This window comes from Paraglaciecola aquimarina (assembly GCF_032464635.1).
GTDB classification, from domain to species: domain Bacteria; phylum Pseudomonadota; class Gammaproteobacteria; order Enterobacterales; family Alteromonadaceae; genus Paraglaciecola; species Paraglaciecola aquimarina.
This window is the reverse complement of the sequence record NZ_JAWDIO010000002.1, coordinates 2330245-2347235: the sequence shown is the minus strand read 5'-3', so window position 1 is coordinate 2347235 and position 16991 is coordinate 2330245. Positions and strand designations below refer to the sequence as shown.

Annotated in this window: 17 protein-coding genes and 3 pseudogenes; 7 read left to right on the top strand and 13 right to left on the bottom strand. The window is 40.7% G+C overall.

Features of this window, described 5'->3' with window-relative positions:
- Positions 1-151 precede the first annotated feature (151 nt).
- Positions 152-418: an alpha-L-fucosidase gene (locus tag RS130_RS11810; RefSeq protein ID WP_316028042.1), complete on the top strand. Its 267-nt coding sequence runs from the start codon at positions 152-154 to the stop codon at positions 416-418.
- A gap of 189 nt (positions 419-607) precedes the next feature.
- Here the strand turns inward: RS130_RS11810 and clpB are convergent.
- The 4 genes and pseudogenes from clpB to rluD form a co-directional block, all read right to left on the bottom strand.
- Positions 608-3177 (bottom strand): annotated as a pseudogene (gene clpB, locus RS130_RS11805) (ATP-dependent chaperone ClpB).
- A gap of 107 nt (positions 3178-3284) precedes the next feature.
- Entirely contained in the window at positions 3285-3389 is a 105-nt protein-coding gene (locus RS130_RS11800; protein WP_316028041.1) for a hypothetical protein, read from the bottom strand.
- Positions 3341-4047: pseudogene (gene pgeF / locus RS130_RS11795) on the bottom strand (peptidoglycan editing factor PgeF). The gene RS130_RS11800 and the pseudogene pgeF overlap by 49 nt, the downstream one beginning before the upstream one ends.
- Before the next feature lie 20 nt (positions 4048-4067).
- Positions 4068-5051: a 23S rRNA pseudouridine(1911/1915/1917) synthase RluD gene (gene rluD / locus RS130_RS11790; RefSeq protein WP_316026120.1), complete on the bottom strand. Its 984-nt coding sequence runs from the start codon at positions 5049-5051 to the stop codon at positions 4068-4070.
- Between the two features lie 172 nt (positions 5052-5223).
- Between rluD and RS130_RS11785 the strand changes: the two genes are divergently transcribed.
- The gene (locus RS130_RS11785; protein WP_316026119.1) at positions 5224-5997 is read left to right on the top strand and encodes an outer membrane protein assembly factor BamD; all 774 of its coding nucleotides are present in this window, start codon (positions 5224-5226) and stop codon (positions 5995-5997) included.
- Between the two features lie 407 nt (positions 5998-6404).
- Here the strand turns inward: RS130_RS11785 and glnK are convergent.
- Positions 6405-6744: pseudogene (glnK, locus tag RS130_RS11780) on the bottom strand (P-II family nitrogen regulator).
- Positions 6745-6774: 30 nt separating this feature from the next.
- Positions 6775-7605 carry an NAD(+) synthase gene (gene nadE / locus RS130_RS11775; protein WP_316026118.1) on the bottom strand — a complete coding sequence of 277 codons (831 nt, stop codon included), beginning with the start codon at positions 7603-7605 and terminating at the stop codon, positions 6775-6777.
- A gap of 334 nt (positions 7606-7939) precedes the next feature.
- Between nadE and gloA the strand changes: the two genes are divergently transcribed.
- Together gloA and glpQ are read left to right on the top strand one after the other, a co-directional pair.
- The gene (gloA, locus tag RS130_RS11770; protein ID WP_316026117.1) at positions 7940-8326 is read left to right on the top strand and encodes a lactoylglutathione lyase; all 387 of its coding nucleotides are present in this window, start codon (positions 7940-7942) and stop codon (positions 8324-8326) included.
- Between the two features lie 7 nt (positions 8327-8333).
- Positions 8334-9335: a glycerophosphodiester phosphodiesterase gene (glpQ, locus tag RS130_RS11765; protein WP_316026116.1), complete on the top strand. Its 1002-nt coding sequence runs from the start codon at positions 8334-8336 to the stop codon at positions 9333-9335.
- Positions 9336-9389: 54 nt separating this feature from the next.
- Here glpQ and RS130_RS11760 read toward each other — a convergent pair whose 3' ends face one another.
- From RS130_RS11760 to RS130_RS11750, 3 genes are all read right to left on the bottom strand, one after another.
- Positions 9390-9671, bottom strand: coding sequence for a hypothetical protein (locus RS130_RS11760; RefSeq protein ID WP_316026115.1), 282 nt, complete (start codon positions 9669-9671; stop codon positions 9390-9392).
- A 26-nt stretch (positions 9672-9697) separates the two neighbouring features.
- Positions 9698-9838, bottom strand: a complete 141-nt coding sequence (locus RS130_RS11755) for a hypothetical protein (protein WP_316026114.1) — start codon at positions 9836-9838, stop codon at positions 9698-9700.
- Between the two features lie 466 nt (positions 9839-10304).
- On the bottom strand, positions 10305-11135 hold the full coding sequence (locus RS130_RS11750; RefSeq protein WP_428982772.1) for a flagellar protein MotY: 831 nt from the start codon (positions 11133-11135) through the stop codon (positions 10305-10307).
- A 394-nt stretch (positions 11136-11529) separates the two neighbouring features.
- Here RS130_RS11750 and rnt point away from each other — a divergent pair, with 394 nt between their 5' ends.
- Positions 11530-12156, top strand: coding sequence for a ribonuclease T (gene rnt, locus RS130_RS11745; protein ID WP_316026112.1), 627 nt, complete (start codon positions 11530-11532; stop codon positions 12154-12156).
- Between the two features lie 141 nt (positions 12157-12297).
- Here rnt and RS130_RS11740 read toward each other — a convergent pair whose 3' ends face one another.
- A complete protein-coding gene (locus RS130_RS11740) occupies positions 12298-12903 on the bottom strand; it encodes a peroxiredoxin C (RefSeq protein ID WP_316026111.1) in 606 nt (201 codons plus the stop codon).
- Between the two features lie 234 nt (positions 12904-13137).
- On the opposite strand from RS130_RS11740, the gene RS130_RS11735 reads away from it, so the two are divergent.
- A complete protein-coding gene (locus tag RS130_RS11735; RefSeq protein ID WP_316026110.1) occupies positions 13138-13332 on the top strand; it encodes a (2Fe-2S)-binding protein in 195 nt (64 codons plus the stop codon).
- A gap of 65 nt (positions 13333-13397) precedes the next feature.
- Here the strand turns inward: RS130_RS11735 and RS130_RS11730 are convergent, their stop codons facing one another.
- Entirely contained in the window at positions 13398-13997 is a 600-nt protein-coding gene (locus tag RS130_RS11730) for a prepilin-type N-terminal cleavage/methylation domain-containing protein (RefSeq protein ID WP_316026109.1), read from the bottom strand.
- Between the two features lie 31 nt (positions 13998-14028).
- Positions 14029-15843, bottom strand: a complete 1815-nt coding sequence (locus tag RS130_RS11725; RefSeq protein WP_316026108.1) for a M1 family metallopeptidase — start codon at positions 15841-15843, stop codon at positions 14029-14031.
- 255 nt (positions 15844-16098) lie between these two features.
- Here RS130_RS11725 and smrA point away from each other — a divergent pair, with 255 nt between their 5' ends.
- Positions 16099-16686, top strand: coding sequence for a DNA endonuclease SmrA (gene smrA, locus RS130_RS11720; RefSeq protein WP_316026107.1), 588 nt, complete (start codon positions 16099-16101; stop codon positions 16684-16686).
- Between the two features lie 71 nt (positions 16687-16757).
- Here smrA and RS130_RS11715 read toward each other — a convergent pair whose 3' ends face one another.
- Positions 16758-16907 carry a hypothetical protein gene (locus RS130_RS11715; protein ID WP_316026106.1) on the bottom strand — a complete coding sequence of 50 codons (150 nt, stop codon included), beginning with the start codon at positions 16905-16907 and terminating at the stop codon, positions 16758-16760.
- Positions 16908-16991: the final 84 nt, after the last annotated feature.

The following is a 16991-nucleotide window of genomic DNA, read 5'->3' as shown; positions in this document are numbered from 1 at the left end:
CCTAGTTCTAGGCCCGTTTAGCACAATCAATTGGGCTTACCGGTTGGTGGAGGCAAGTGCTGAGAGGCTTTGTCACTGGTTGCTAATGTAAACAAGGCCAACATGAGCCAAGCACAGACAAGTTATGCCATTTGATTAATCTGCGCGCAGGATAGCTCATCCTCAACAAACAAACCAGCAGGTAGTCTCAGTACATAAACATAACGACATACCTATGTCATTAAGTGTGCCTGATTTTGAACAAGGTGGACGCCGAGGTTTGCATCCATTGCCTTGGATGACTGATATTACCTTAGGCGAAAGTCACTGGGCATATATTGAAGCCGAGACTTACAAAGTACCTAGTTTAGTCATACGTAATATGATCGATGTATGGAGTAAAAACGGAACCGTTTTGCTTAACCTTAATCCTAGATAAACCGAACCTCTGAATAACGCTCTTTTGTATCTAGCGGCGTCGGATTGTTTAGCCTAAACGATACTTCTTATCCAGAACTCAGGTTAAGTAGCCACTCAATAAGTGGCATAATTGAGAAAAGCGAATACCACAGAAAACAATACGGATAAAAAATACCGCATCCAATGCGGTATTTTTACTTGGCTTGCGTTAAGAAATCAACAAGCCATTTTCATCAGCATCAATATTAATCGTACTACTTGTTGCTATATCTCCCGCCAATATTTTTTGTGCTAACGGATTTTCTATCTCAGTTTGAATCGCCCGTTTTAACGGTCTAGCACCGTACACGGGATCAAATCCAGCATCGGCTAGTTTGTCTAAAGCCGCTAGGCTCATTTTTAGGGTATAGCCTTTATCTGCTAAACGGTCTCGCAACGTCGCCAATTGAATTTTGGCAATAGAGGTTATTTGCTCTTTTCCTAAAGGATGGAACACCACAATATCATCAACTCTATTTAAAAATTCTGGTCTAAAGTGTTCACCAACCACCCCCATTACCAAGTTTTTCATTTGTTGATAATCATTTTGCTGACTCGTTTCTTGAATAATATCTGACCCCAAATTCGATGTCATGATTATCACTGTATTCTTAAAATCAACCGTTCTCCCCTGCCCGTCTGTTAAGCGGCCATCATCTAACACTTGTAAAAGAATATTGAACACATCGGGATGCGCTTTTTCAACCTCATCTAAAAGAACAACGGAATAGGGTTTACGTCTTACGGCTTCTGTTAAATAGCCGCCTTCTTCATACCCTACGTACCCAGGAGGTGCGCCCACTAAGCGAGAAACCGAATGTTTCTCCATGAACTCAGACATATCAATGCGCACAATTGCATCTTGAGTATCAAACAAAAAGTTGGCTAAGGTTTTACACAATTCAGTTTTACCCACACCTGTTGGTCCAAGGAACAGAAACGAACCAATTGGACGATTTGGGTCAGACAATCCAGCCCGAGAGCGGCGAATAGCATTTGACACTGCCGTAACCGCCTCACTTTGACCTACCACTCTTTTGTGCAATGCCCCCTCCATAGACAATAGCTTGGCTTTTTCACCCTCTAACATTTTTGCCACTGGAATACCGGTCCAACGGGACAATACATCGGCAATTTCATTTTCAGTAACTCGGCTTTTTAAGAGCGTTGTCTCTTGGGTTTCTGATTCAGAAGCTAGTTCTAGTTTCGCTTCTAGCTCTGGAATACGGCCATATTGTAATTCAGACATACGACTCAAATCAGACGCTCTGCGAGCAATTTCCAAGTCTAACTTCGCTTGCTCCAGTTCTGAACGTATGCTTTGTGTACCTTGGACCGCAGACTTTTCAGCATTCCAAATTTTTTCAAAATCTGAGAACTTGAGTTCAGCTTGTTCTCGCTCAAGCTCTATTGCTTCTAAGCGCTTATGACTCGCCTCGTCTTTTTCCTTAGCCAATGCTTGCTCTTCTAACTTGAGCTGGATAATCCTACGTTCCAGTTTGTCCATTTCTTCGGGCTTAGAGTCCATTTGCAAACGAATACTGGACGCAGCTTCATCAATTAAATCAATCGCTTTATCGGGTAGCTGTCTATCACTTATATAGCGGTGCGATAGCGATGCAGCGGCAACAATAGCAGGGTCAGTAATCTCCACAGAATGATGTAATTCATAACGCTCTTTTAAACCGCGTAAAATAGCGATAGTGTCTTCAACGCTGGGCTGGTCAACCAACACTTTTTGAAAGCGTCGTTCTAACGCCGCATCTTTCTCAATAAATTGGCGATATTCATCTAACGTGGTGGCCCCAACACAATGCAACTCTCCTCTTGCCAGCGCTGGTTTTAGCATATTGCCGGCGTCCATTGCCCCCTCACCTTTACCCGCGCCTACCATAGTATGAAGCTCATCGATAAACAAAATAACTCGGCCTTCTTCCTTGCTCAGTTCATTCAAAACCGCCTTGAGGCGCTCTTCAAATTCCCCTCTAAATTTTGCACCGGCCACGAGAGCGCCCATATCCAAAGACAATACACGTTTATTTTTAAGACCTTCTGGGACTTCAGAATTAATGATACGCTGGGCAAGTCCTTCGGCGATTGCGGTTTTGCCGACGCCCGGCTCACCAATTAATACAGGGTTATTTTTAGTACGGCGTTGCAAGACTTGGATAGTTCGACGAATTTCATCATCACGGCCAATCACAGGGTCAAGTTTTCCCTGCTCTGCTCGCTCTGTTAAATCAGTAGTAAATTTGTCTAGGGCTTGGCGAACATCTTCGGCATTTTGATCTGTCACTTTTTGACCGCCACGCATTTTTTCGATCGCCGTTTCGATTTTTTTCTCATCAGCCCCTAACTGTTTAAGAATATCTCCCAATGTTCCCTTATCTTGTAGCGCTGCTAATACAAAGACTTCAGAAGTGATGTATTCGTCTTTACGTTTCTGCGCCAACTTATCACTTAGATTCAATAAAACGACCGTGTTTTTACCCAGTTGGATGTCGCCACCTGTGCCAGAAACTCGCGGAATTCGCTCTACCGCTTCGGCCAATGCCGAACGTAAGCTATTAACATTAAGATTGGTTTGGTCAAAAAGCGGCCTAACCGATCCCCTTCTTGATTAAGTAGAGCCGTCATTAAATGTACAGGCTCAATATATTGATGGTCACGACCTAAAGCTAAAGATTGAGCGTCAGAAAGTGCCATTTGAAATTTGCTTGTAAAACTATCTAATCGCATGATGTCACCTAAATTAATTACTTCAATAACTCAGATATGGGAACGTTTTTTATACGAATCAATAGCAAAGCCAAAGTCATTGTATAAACTTAGGTTATTTTATGCTGTTATTTGCTCAAATAAATTGCACTGACCATACGACCAGTAGTGGCTGGCTGCTGTTCTAACGGACCGCGTTGATGACATGCACGGCGGTGTGAGAAAAACTGTATCTCCTCTTGATAGGTGCAATAATCTCCCCCGATACAGTGTTGATTCCTAAACCAATTAAGATTTGACGGGCAATAAAATACAAATCAGCAAAGTATTTATGCTTATTCGCCGAAGCGGTAAATGCTTGAGGGTATTGAGCAAAACGTTGTTTTACGTCTTCACCCACTTCAAAATTTGCTTGGCTAATTGCAGGACCTAGCCAAGCCAGTAGGTTATCCGCGGGGACGCCCATTTTACCTACTGTGTTTTCAATCACACCATCGGCTAAGCCACGCCAACCAGCATGCACAGCAGCAACAGTGGTGCCATAGCGGTCACATAACAAGATCGGCAAACAATCTGCTGTCATTACAGCACATACTCGTTCTTGGGTTTTAGAAAAACTGGCATCGCCTTCAAGTGTGCCACTCAACCTTGAATCGATTCCGTCGATTCCTAAACACATTGTACTGTGAGTTTGATTGAGCCAAAAAAATGTGCTGAATTGGGCAACAACCCTCTATTTTTTTCGACAGTAGCAGGGTCATCTCCTACGTGCTGCGCTAAATTGAGGCTCGCGAAAGGATGACCACTAAAGCCTCCTGCCCGCGTTGTGGTATAAGCGATAACATTGCTCGGAGCATTCCAAGTTGGAAGAATAAATTGGGATTGATGCATTGCGCCCAACGTTAGCATGCTTAAACTTCACCAGTTCCATGAATGCTCTTGTCGTCACGCAACACCTGTAATAACGCTGTAAAGTCTTCTGGTAATGGCGCTTTCCAACTCATCCATTCACCGCTGACTGGATGGGTAAGTTCCAATTGAATCGCATGTAAAGCTTGTCGTCTAAAGGTTCGCAACATATTGACCATTTCTTCACTACAGGCTTTAGGCAGTTTAGGTCTGCCGCCATATGCAGGGTCGCCTACCAGTGGATATCTCAGGTGCGACATATGTACTCGAATTTGATGGGTTCTACCGGATTCTAGTTTTAAACGTAAGTAAGTGTGAGCACGAAATTTTTCTTTTACCCGATAGTGTGTCACCGCAGGTTTACCTGACTCCCTTACAGCCATATTTGTGCGTTTAGTTGGATGCCGACCGATTGGAGCATCGACTGTACCACCGGCTACCATAGTGCCAATTACAACCGCTTCATATTCGCGGCTAATTTCTCTTGCTTGTAACTGTTCAACCAAATGGGTCTGAGCAGGGATAGTTTTAGCCACGACCATTAAACCCGTTGTGTCTTTATCTAAACGATGAACAATACCTGCTCTTGGCACATTAGCAATTTCTGGAGCGTGGTTTAATAGCGCATTTAATACCGTACCATCACCATTGCCTGCACCTGGATGCACTACTAAGTTGGTAGGTTTATTGATGACCATAATATGCTCATCTTCATACACTATATTTAAGGCAATGGATTGTGCTTGGTGCTGAACCTGAATTTCGATTTCAGCATTGATTTCAATTAGCTCATCACCCACCAGTTTTTCACGGGGTTTATTTAAAACTTCACCATCCACTTTAACGTAATCAGCTAAAATCCACTCTTTTATGCGAGATCTTGAATAATCGGGGAACATTTCGGCTAAAGCTTGATCTAACCTCTTACCAAGTAAATTTTCTGGCACATTTGCCTGTAACTGTATTTTTTCATGTGGGGTAGACATGCTAACAACATCCTGAATGAGTTTCGCGACGATTTATATGTGCATCCCCCATATGCTAGGGTAGAATGCTTTGCAATTATCGATTAGGTAAAACAGTATTCTAACGGATTTTTGAGTCTAATGAATCATACAAAGCCAATCGAATTCAGAAATGAGAGAAATTAAGAGTAATATGATCAATAAAATCAAACTAAGAGACATTATCATTGGCAGCGCATTAGTTGCCCTAGTGGGTTGTGCATCAGGTCCAACAGACAGCGATACGGATTTGATCCTTAAAAATCGTGGTGCTGAAGGACTGTACGAAGACGCAAAAGAAAAAATGAAACTCGGTAATTTTAATGCCGCTAGTGAAGTACTAAGTGCGTTGGATTCTCGTTTCCCTTTTGGACCTTTGTCTCACCAAGTGCAACTTGATCTGATTTATAGCTACTACAAAACAGGCAAAACCCAAGAGAGCCTAGCGACAATTGATCGTTTTGTGCGCCTAAACCCTAATCACTCAGATGTTGACTACGCAATGTATATGCGTGGACTAACCAATATGGAAGTAGATAATAATATTTTCCAAGAGCTAGTTGGCATTGATCGCTCCGATCGAGATCCTAGCAATTCAAGAGAAGCCTTTAATGATTTTCGTCGGCTAATCGAAAAGTACCCTAATAGTAAGTACGCTGCCGATGCACAAAAACGTATGTTGTTTATCAAAAGTCGCCTAGCCAAGTACGAAATAGCCATTGCCAGATTTTACATGCGCAGAGAGGCATATGTCGCAGCTGCCAATAGAGGTAGGTATGTAATCGAAAATTATTTTGATACTAATCACGTACAAGAAGCACTGGAGATCATGGTGGAATGTTACGACCAATTGGATCTAGATGAGTTAAAAAATAACGCGATGAAAACCCTTAAACTGAATTATCCAAACAGCAGTTTTATTAGCTAAATCAAACTATAGATAAATGAAAGCATGTTAAAAACGCGCTTTATTGCGCGTTTTTCATTTTGGTACATAAGCCTACTCATCTCGCCATAACAAATATGAATTGATTGAGCGAAGCCAATAAGAATGGAAGAGTTTAGGCCTAACCGCGCCCCAAACAAAACAGTGGTTAGTATCGTGAATGGATATTTTTCTTGTGATTGATAATGGTGATACTCGGCTTAAAAGAATAGAGCAAAATAACAGCCGCTATTTTTTATGACAACAACTTCATTGGCCGAATTGATGATCAAAACTTTGCTGAGCAATTCCTGCCTAATTGGCTAGATAATACCTGCAGCTATCCGCTGGTTTGTCGAAACGAAAGGGCGAAAAAATTATCGCCCTAGGAAGGTTCAACACAATAGTCATTAAATTGCATCTTCGTTCTCTTCGCCAGTGCGGATCCGAATAACTCGCTCAACGTCACATACAAATATCTTACCGTCACCAATTTTTCCTGTCTTTGCAGTACTCTGGATCACTTCAACACTTCTCTCTAGCTGGTCATCGGTAACCACTATTTCAATTTTGACTTTAGGCAAAAAGTCCACCTGAGTATTCAGCACCGCGATACAATTCAGTGTGACCTTTTTGGCGACCAAAACCTTTCACTTCTGTCACAGTTAAGCCACTAATGCCTATTTCTGACAAGGCTTCTCTAACGTCATCTATTTTGAATGGTTTAATTATCGCTTCAATTTTTTTCATATATTGTCCTTTAAATAATCCTATTGAATATCAATCGTAAATAGTCGGAATTGGTACACGTTTATGTTGAGTCTTCACAAAAATATCCACTAATTTAGTAGACACCTCATTCGCGACAGTTTTTCCTTCTAAAAAATCATCGATTTGGTCGTAACTTAAACCTAAAGCAGACTCATCAGTTTTTTGTGGGGCTAAGGATTCTAGATCTGCGGTTGGGGCTTTATGCACAACATGTGATGGTGCTCCCAAATGACTGGCTATTTGTCTAACTTGACGTTTATTTAAGCCAAACAACGGGGCTAAATCACACGCACCGTCACCATATTTAGTATAAAAGCCTGTAATATTTTCGGCAGAATGATCTGTCCCTAAGACTAGCCCATCAAGTAAACCCGCTACTTGGTATTGAATAACCATACGCGTTCTGGCTTTTACATTGCCTTTCACAAAGTCTTGCTTGCTAGCACTACTAGGTAACAGTCCTGCACTATTCACCGCAGCTACAGTTTGTTGATCAATGGCGTCTGCACCGGGTTGCACATTCACGGTTAAACTTTGACTAGGTTGAATAAAATCGATGGAGGCTTGAGCATCAACTTCGTCAGCTTGAACATTGTAAGGCAAGCGAACTGCAATAAATTGGTACCCTCCTTGCTCTTCCTGATTCAGCTGGTTCACAGCAAGCTGGGCCAGACGGCCCAAAGTACATGAATCAATACCACCACTAATACCTAGCACTAAGGTTTTCATATTACTTTTTAGCAATTGAGATTTAATAAAATCAACTCTGCGTGACACTTCAAATTCCAGATCAATTTCCGGTAACACACGCATTTCTTCAATTACAGTTTGACTGTGCATATTTTCTCTCAAAACATTTATTAAATTAAAAATGATAGCTATGTATTGGCTCAATTGTAAGCCGTTTCTGACCTTAAGCTAGGTAGTAGATTACACCAATTGTACCATCAATTGGAATGGCCCAATGCTGGTTTTCAGCATTGGCAAGAAGATTAATCAAATCTACAAGATGAATAATGAAAGGCAGCGTTTTTGTCGCTCTAGTAGCGCGTAGAATTTAGCAAATTATCACTGTTGTTAATTATGTTGTCATAAACTTATTCTAATCTTGATGTATTATGCTCGTCTGCAAAATTAATCAACATAAGAATTCATTTCTACGAGGATACCGTTTATGCGTTTATTACACACAATGCTTAGAGTTAGAGATCTACAAAAGTCACTTCACTTTTATACCGAAATCATGGGGATGACCCTTTTGAGACAAAGTGAGAATACCGAATATGAGTACACCCTTGCGTTCGTGGGTTACGGAGATGAAGAAAATAACACCGTGATTGAACTGACTCACAACTGGGGCACATCAGACTACGAAATGGGCACCGCCTTTGGACATTTAGCGATTGGTGCAGATGATATTTACAGTGTATGTGAAAAAATCGAACAGCAAGGGGGTGACGTTTACCGTAAACCTGGGCCTGTATTGGGTGGTGACACAATCATCGCATTTGTTAGAGATCCTGATGGCTATGCTATTGAACTTATTCAATCTGAAAAATGAGACAACTATGCGTAAAGGTATTTTTGGACTAGTTCTAGTCATGTCTATGACTCAAACGATATTAGCTAAACCACTAGTCATTGCCCATAGAGGAGCCCCCGGCTATTTACCAGAGCACACGGTTGAATCAGCCGTGCTAGCTTATGGCCAAGGCGCTGATTTTGTCGAACAAGATTTAGTAGCTTCTAAAGATGGCCACTTAATCGTGTTACATGATATTCACCTCGATACAGTGACAAACGTTGAACAAAAATATCCGCATAGAAAACGAGACGACGGACGCTTTTACGCGATAGATTTCACCTTAAGTGAACTAAAAACATTAAACGTACATGAAAGGCAAGACCTAGATGGAAAGCAAGTTTTTAGTCACCGATATCAGGGCAGTGGCGATTTCAAAATTGCCACCTTCGAGCAACATATCGAGCTGATCCAACAACTAAATCGACAATTGTCCAAAAACGTAGGTTTGTACCCGGAAATAAAATATCCAGCCTGGCACAAAGAGCAAGGTGTAGATATAAGCCAGTTAGTATTACAAACATTGCGCAAACATGAGCTAGATGATCCTAACAAAGCTATCTATGTTCAGTGTTTTGATTTTTCTGAAACCAAAAGACTACGCAATGAGCTGGGCGCTAAAGTAAAATTAGTACAGTTAATTGCTGAAAACGACTGGCACGAAGCCCCCACAGATTATGAATTGCTAAAATCAACTGATGGGTTAGCAGAAATAGCCAAGGTAGCGCAAGGTATTGGTCCGTGGATCCCACAACTTATCGATATGCAAACCATGCAACCTAAGGGCCTTGTAAAAAATGCTCACGCAGCAGGCTTATCTGTTCATCCCTATACATTTAGACAAGATGATTTACCCAAAGGTGTGAGTGCGCAACAAACATTGGATTTGTTATTTAAACAACTAAGAGTAGACGGCGTATTTAGTGATTTTCCAGATACTGTGGTTAAATATTTGCAGTCAGATTCACTTCAAACAGCCGTAAAATAAGATATGTTTGGCTCGGTCCAAGGCTAATTTAATGGGATGGTTGTTTTAATCCCATTACTTAGTGCCCCATATTTTGGCCACCGCGGCATTTGAGCCAAGCGAGCCAATCACCAACGCCACCAAACCAACGCAGAAAAAAGCTAAGGCGGGAATAAGCGCACCAAATGCGCTGCCCGCATAAAACGCTGTGACAACTGACACACAGGCTAGAATTAAAAACAAAATACCCATAGCTAATAAGGCCTTTCTATGTGATTCTTTATAATTGGCTGGCGCTTGCCCTGTTTCAAAACGTCTCAGCAAAGGCTCAAAAAATCGACTTAACACTGCTTTCATAAAATTTGCCCCATATACTTGTTGTATTATTCATGCGTAATAAAAAGATGATTATCGTCAAACTTATTGTTGTTGTAAATTGCATCTTTAAGCATGACTTCTAACGTAAATCCTCTTTCTAGCACTTTCATCCAAGGTTGATTGCTAGAAAATACCGACCCGATCACTCTGACAATACTTGCCTGGCGAAAAACGTTTGCTATGGTAAACTGCCCTCAACATTCTTTAGCTAACCAGTCACCTAATTTCACATCACCATTGGTACTCGAACTCTCTCAGTTGAATACCAATACAGCCAACTAACAGCCCACCTACTGCAATCACGCGTACAACCCCAAACTTGCAGCCCGTATGTAGCCAACAATCAGCATATTAAGAGGAATAAGGAAAAGGTATTTTGCTCGATAAGTAAGTTGGCATTTCTGACGTATGCGAAATCTGTAAATGGGGCTTTTTGTCTTCTAGTAGAAATGATCTAAATTCCATAATCTTATGTCGAGTTAACCATTCACGGCTGACAGCGTTTACCTCTATCAGCTGTAATTCTTTAATAATAAGCAAGAAATATTTAGGATGCTAGGTCCATCAGTGTAACGTCAATTGCCCCTCAAGGGCTTACCCATTGCCATTAGTCTAAGGTTTAGACATGCGAATGACCACTCTACGGTTTTTAGTTCTTGTAGAGTCATTGGTATTAGGCGAGATATGGCGGCGCTCACCATGCCCCGTCACGTCAATACGTTCTGGAGATACCCCCATAGAGCTAAAGAAGTCTTTTATTTCAGTTGCCCTGCGAATTGAGATTTGTTTATTAACTGAACGGCTGCCATAACTATCTGTGTACCCGTCTAATAAGATCAATTCTAAATCGGTGTCTTCTTTCAGGTACTCGCCAATCATGGTCAGACGTTTTTGCGAGTATTTTGTCAGCACTGTACTGTTAAATTGATAAGTCAAAACGGTATAAGCAATATCTTCAAAGCTAAAAGGTAACAGGTTAGCGACACATTCTGCGAACTGTGCATAAGGCTGGGCGAAATTGCTGGCATTCAAGCCTACCGATATACGGTCGTACCGGTTATACCAATCTTGATAGTAAATAGTAGGCCAGAAACCTTTCTCAAGTTCAGACAACATAGTCCACGCGGCCTGTTCGGGTAAATCACCATTATATTGCTTACGTATGGTCATATCTGCAATAGCACGTTGTACTTGACCTGGCATCCACTTAGGCGGCACAGAATAGACTGCAGCCATTCCGTAAGTTTTAGGCAGTCGTAACATGTCTAATTCAAATTCCATGTTCAATTGTTTCGATGCAAAACTCGTAAACATCGCCGTACCATAGCTAGGCAAAGAATGACTTAGGGTACACTGCAAACGGTTTTCATCTTGTAATTGCCAATTTGAATCCTCAACTTTCGCAACATACTGACGCAACGCTGCCCCACTAGTAAATGACATGGTAACTAACACCAAATACGTAAAATATTTGAAAATACGTTTATACATAAAAATAGAACCCTCGCTTCTTTGTCTATATCGACAAGCGCTTGCAATAACTTAACATCAGATTGGATCCAAATGCAGCAATATTTGCTAAGGAGGTGAATATCGTTTGGCATTAGTCAATGAGTGCTGCAATGCATGAGATGTTTCCTGCGCTAGGCATCACTATGCAGAAGTAGATGTTTCTCCTGCTAAAACGATAAATTCTGGACAAGCGCCACTGAACATTCCTTTTAGATAGCCTATTAATTCGGATAGGTATAAAAACAAGCCATAACCGCATTTTTGTCCTAGCTACTACAATAGAACCTTGCGATAATTGCCCTAATTGAATAGTTATTAGGTTTCTATGTCCGAGTTATTTAAAATAAAAAATCGTTTTAGAGGGTATTTTCCTGTCATTATCGATGTTGAAACCGCAGGTTTTAATGCGCAACAAGATGCACTTTTAGAAATTGCCGCTATCACTACCAGAATGGATGATAATGGTTTCTTTTTTCCTGATAAAACCTTTCATTATCATGTTAATCCATTTGAAGGTGCGAATTTAGAAAAGTCAGCTTTGGATTTTAATGGCATTGATCCCTATTGCGCGCTGCGTGGCGCATTAGATGAAACTGAAGTCATGAAAGATCTTTGTAAAAAAATTCGTAAAGAACAAAAAGAAGCTGACTGCCAGCGTTCGGTGATTGTGGCCCATAATGCAGCATTTGATCAAAGCTTTGTAAATGCTGCAATAGAGCGCAGTCATATCAAGCGCAGCCCTTTTCATCCGTTTGTATCTTTTGATACCACAACGTTGTCGGGCTTGGCTTTAGGACAAACCGTGTTAGTTAAAGCGTGTATGGCTGCAGGTATTCAATTTGATCAAAATGAAGCCCATTCAGCTTTATACGATACCGAAAAAACCGCAGAGTTATTTTGCTATATTTTGAATAAGTGGCAAAGCTTGGGCGGCCTTGACGGACATAATTAAGGCTAGTCTACTATCACGAGTTAACTTTTAATTAGTAGCATAGACAGTGCGACCTCAATCTATAGCAGGTATAAAAAAACCGCTTCATCTGCATGAAGCGGTTTTTTGAATATCAGTATTTAGTGTTCACTAAATGACTTATTATAATTTGTCAGCGTTCTCAGCAAGGTAACTTGCTACGCCTTGTGGGCTAGCATCCATACCTTTAGAACCTTCTTGCCAACCAGCTGGACACACTTCACCATGCTCTTCGTGGAAGTTTAGTGCATCAACCATACGCAACATTTCGTCAATATTTCGGCCAAGAGGAAGATCATTAACCACCTGATGACGAACAATACCGTTAGCATCAATTAAGAATGAACCACGGAAAGCAACGCCAGCATCTGGATGTTCAACATCATACGCCTGACAAATATCGTGTTTAACATCCGCAACTAACGTGTATTTAACTGGACCAATACCACCGTCGTTAATAGGAGTGTTGCGCCACGCGTTATGGCTGAACTGAGAGTCAATAGATACACCAATCACTTCAACACCACGTTTTTGGAATTCAGCATAACGTTTATCAAAGGCGATAAGTTCTGAAGGACATACAAACGTGAAATCTAGAGGATAGAAAAACAATACTGCGGCTTTACCTTTAATAGCTTCACTTAGGGTAAAACTATCTACAATCTCACCACTTCCTAGTACTGCAGCTGCAGTAAAATCTGGCGCGGGACGACTTACTAATACACTCATAAACTTCTCCGGTTCGTTTTTGATTAAGGTTGGCAACGAGAGCTCCCACTGCCATGTAATTAAATTTACTCAACAACAATCTAGACATATAAGTACAGATAAGCAAAAAACAATGCTTGTGTGAGAAATAATTCTATAAAAATGTAGAACTGTACAAAATTACCTCAAACAAAGGCTTGATCTTTATGTGAATAACAATTATTCTTATTCACATCAATATTACTAAGGTTATTTATGTACGTTTGTTTATGCCACGGCATCACAGATAAAATGATTAAACAGACTGTCTTAGAAGACGGTGTGGGTAATATGCGTGAGTTAAAAAGCAAATTAGGCGTAGGCTCCCAATGTGGCAAGTGTGTGCAACTAGCACAAACTATTATTGACACCACTATATTCGATGAATCCTTATTCAAAGAAGTTTGCTAAAACTATTTTTACAAAAAAACGCCCACTTTATTAAGTGGGCGTTTTTGTATCAACCACAAAGACATTCAACATCCAGTCGTTACCGAGCCAGTCCAAGCCGTATTATCTGTTCTATCAAATATATGATAAGCATAACAATTATCACTTACGCTTCTCGACTTAGGATAAATCACACTTGCTGCACCCGGCGAGAAACTTAGCCCCAATACTGTTGGAGCGCTAGAAGAATTAAAAATCATAAAACAAAAATCGCCATTATATTCGCATGATTTATTTTGATCATTAAAGCCTTCATCCAATATATCAATATCAATAATGTTCTTTACGGCTGCCCCAGAGTATAACCAAGGAGTACCATAAACAGTGGCGATAAAAGTTCCGCCAACTGTTACACCAGTGACCTCATCAGTAGAGTCATTATCTCTTTCTTTGTTGTTTTGACCTGTGATTACCGATTTTGCGTATATAAGATCATTTGCAGACTTAAGTTGACCTGCAATGTTCTTCAGCACCCCAGCTTCGGCATCGGACGAGATATCAATAAACTTTGGCACTGCGGTAACCGCTAATATACCTAGGATCACTATAACAATAATAAGCTCAATTAGAGTAAACCCTCTATTCAATCGAGCCCTATCACTCGCCAAATTTATAGCTGTATTCAAACGTATCTCCTTTTTAAAGTAAACATTCAGCCTACCGAATAAACCCTTCATTGGCTTTTACAGTTAACGGATGATATCCAGCTTTAGCTTCAGCGAACGCCTTTTGCGCTAACGCTTTACCTTCAGCTGTTTGTGACAAGGCTTTGTACAATGGTTTGACTAACTTGTTTCGACCAATAGAAACCAAGTAATCATGCAAACGCCCAAATGCAGGCTCATACCAATTTTCAATACTGAGCAACAACCAACTATGTGCAATTTCATTATTATAACTTTTTGTTAAGCCAAAGGTAGCATCCAATTCTGCAAGCTGCTTTTGGCTCAATATTTCAGGCATATTGTTCAGAAAATATAACCATTGATGAGTAGCCCAACTATCCATTTCAATGTCCTTTGCTGCTAACTTACCCGCTAACCAAGCGCTGCGTGCCTGATCTACGACAGAAAAAGCATCAGACTCTGAAACGGGCGCATTCTGCGGTATACCGGGTTGGAAAATCCATTGTTCGATACGAGTTTTAGACAACTGTTCTGGATACTCTTTGACTAACGTTTTGTCTAAGTACGCAATAAACTGATCGGTAGTAATACTTTGGAAGGCAAACTCCTTAAAGTAGCCAAGTAGAAATTGGTCAAAGTTGTCACGCCCCACTTTTTGCTCTAACTCCCGTAAGAACAACGCGCCTTTCTCGTAGGGTATATTGCTAAATACATCATCGGGATCTCTTCCTCTTAAGTCGATAGCTAGCACTTGATCAGCACTGGGTAACCTATCAATATCGGCTTGTAAATCTTGTCTGCCCAAGACGGCTTCCATTGCAAAGCGTTGGTCACCATACACCATCTGCATAATTCGATACGTTAAATACGTGGTAAAACCTTCGTTTAACCATAAGTCACGCCACGTTGCATTGGTTACTGTGTTACCCGACCATGAGTGGGCAAGTTCGTGAGCAATCAGCGACACTAAACTTTTGTCGCCCGCAATAACAGTGGGAGTGATAAAGGATAGGCGCGGATTTTCCATCCCACCAAAAGGAAAAGACGGCGGTAAAATAAGTAAATCATAACGGTCCCAACTATAAGGACCAAATGTTTCTTCTGTCGCGATCAACATTGCTTCGGTGTCTTCAAACTCTTTGGCTGCAGCATCTAAAATACCAGATTCGGCGTACACCCCCGTTCTTTCGCCCATCGCTTTAAAATGCAAATCTCCTACCGCCAATGCAATCAAATACGAAGGAATAGGCTGAGGCATTGAAAATTCATAGACGCCATCTCTAGCAGTTTCAGGATCGTTCGCCGCACTCATCACTGCCAACAACGTTTTTGGGGTTCGGATAGTGGCCTCGTAAGTCACTCTGACTTTTGGAGAGTCCTGTAAAGGAATAAAACTTCGCGCGTGAATTGCTTGCGACTGAGTAAATAAAAACGGCTGTTTTTTACCTGCGGTTTGCGCTGGAGTGAGCCATTGCACGCCTGATGCGTTAGGCGAAGTATGATACTCAATAGTCACCCTATTTACGCCCTCAGGCACATTAATGCTTAAAGCGGCTCCCAGAAAAGAGTCTTGTGAAGCTAACTTATATTCAAGGGGTGTCCCATTCGCTGTAATTTGTTTAATGCTTAATTCTCGCGTATCCAATATTAATTCATCAGCTAACGGATCTACTTTTTCAAAATCTAAGATTGCAGTACCTTGTAACACTTTCTGCGCAAAGTTTACGTCTACATCTAAGTTTAAGTGTGTCACGATGATGGAATCTGGATTAGAAAAAGAATGATAATCCACACCTTGCTCAATTTGTTCAAGCTGATTTGCAGGCACCGATTGTGTAGCGAACACCCCAGTATTTTGCTGTTTTATTGGTGTATTATCCGAGCATGCACTGACAAGTAACAATGTAGTCAGACAGCTAAATATTTTTTTATTGTCATTTTAGATCCTATGAGGATAATGGATTAACTATTGTGCCACATGACGAACAACATTCTACATAAGGAGTCACACTTTTTACTCGACTTAGAATATATACTCAACCCAGTTACCTTTTATGGACGTAAAATCTTTTACTATATTTAGAGACAGTAGGAGCGACCAATGAACAGTAATACATATCCCAGTGATTTCGACGATTTTTTCAATGAGTTTAAAGATGTCACTCCGATCAAAAATGCGAATGTAGTTCAAACAGCAAGAAATGGAGACAGTCTAGCGAAACAACTGAAAAGAAAAGCTATCGCTGTTGAGCAAAATCTCACTAATAATTATTTAAGTGTTGAGAAGGTTGAGCCTGTCGACCCATACGACCACTTGAGTTTTAAACAAGATGGAGTACAAGACGGGGTATTTAAGAACTTAAGACTAGGTAAATATAAAATAGATTCAGTGGCCAATTTACAGAGTCTTAAGTTTGAACAAGCCAGAAGTCAATTGTTTATTCACATTATGAATAGCCATCAACGAGGTGACAGAACAATTCTAGTTAAACATGGTTTAGGCTTGCATAGTAAACCTTTTGCAGCTTTTTTGAAAAGCTATGTCAATCAATGGTTGACTCAAATGCCTGAAATTATTGCTTTTCATACAGCTTTACCTCAGCACGGCGGCAATAGTGCGGTTTATGCTTTACTGAAGAAGAACCAGCAACAGAAATCCCATAATCGAGAAATACATAGTAAAAGATAATCAGTACCGAGGGGGCTTCGATGATTGCAGTTAATTAAATTTGTAGTGATAACAACGGCAAATAAGAAAGATTAGCTATTTTGACTACTTTGTTGAGCTGTACTGGTTTGTGGTGGTAAATCAGAAGATGTCGCTGAGGCACTTATAATTGCAGCCACAATAAGAAATATCACGGTCACCAATACCCCTGTTAATCCAAAGCCTTTACTAGAACGATTCATTTGTATCTCTTATTGTTTTTGTTGTTTCAGTATTAATTAGAATCAGTCCCTAAAAGTCTAAAATGCAGAAGAATAACTCCCTGT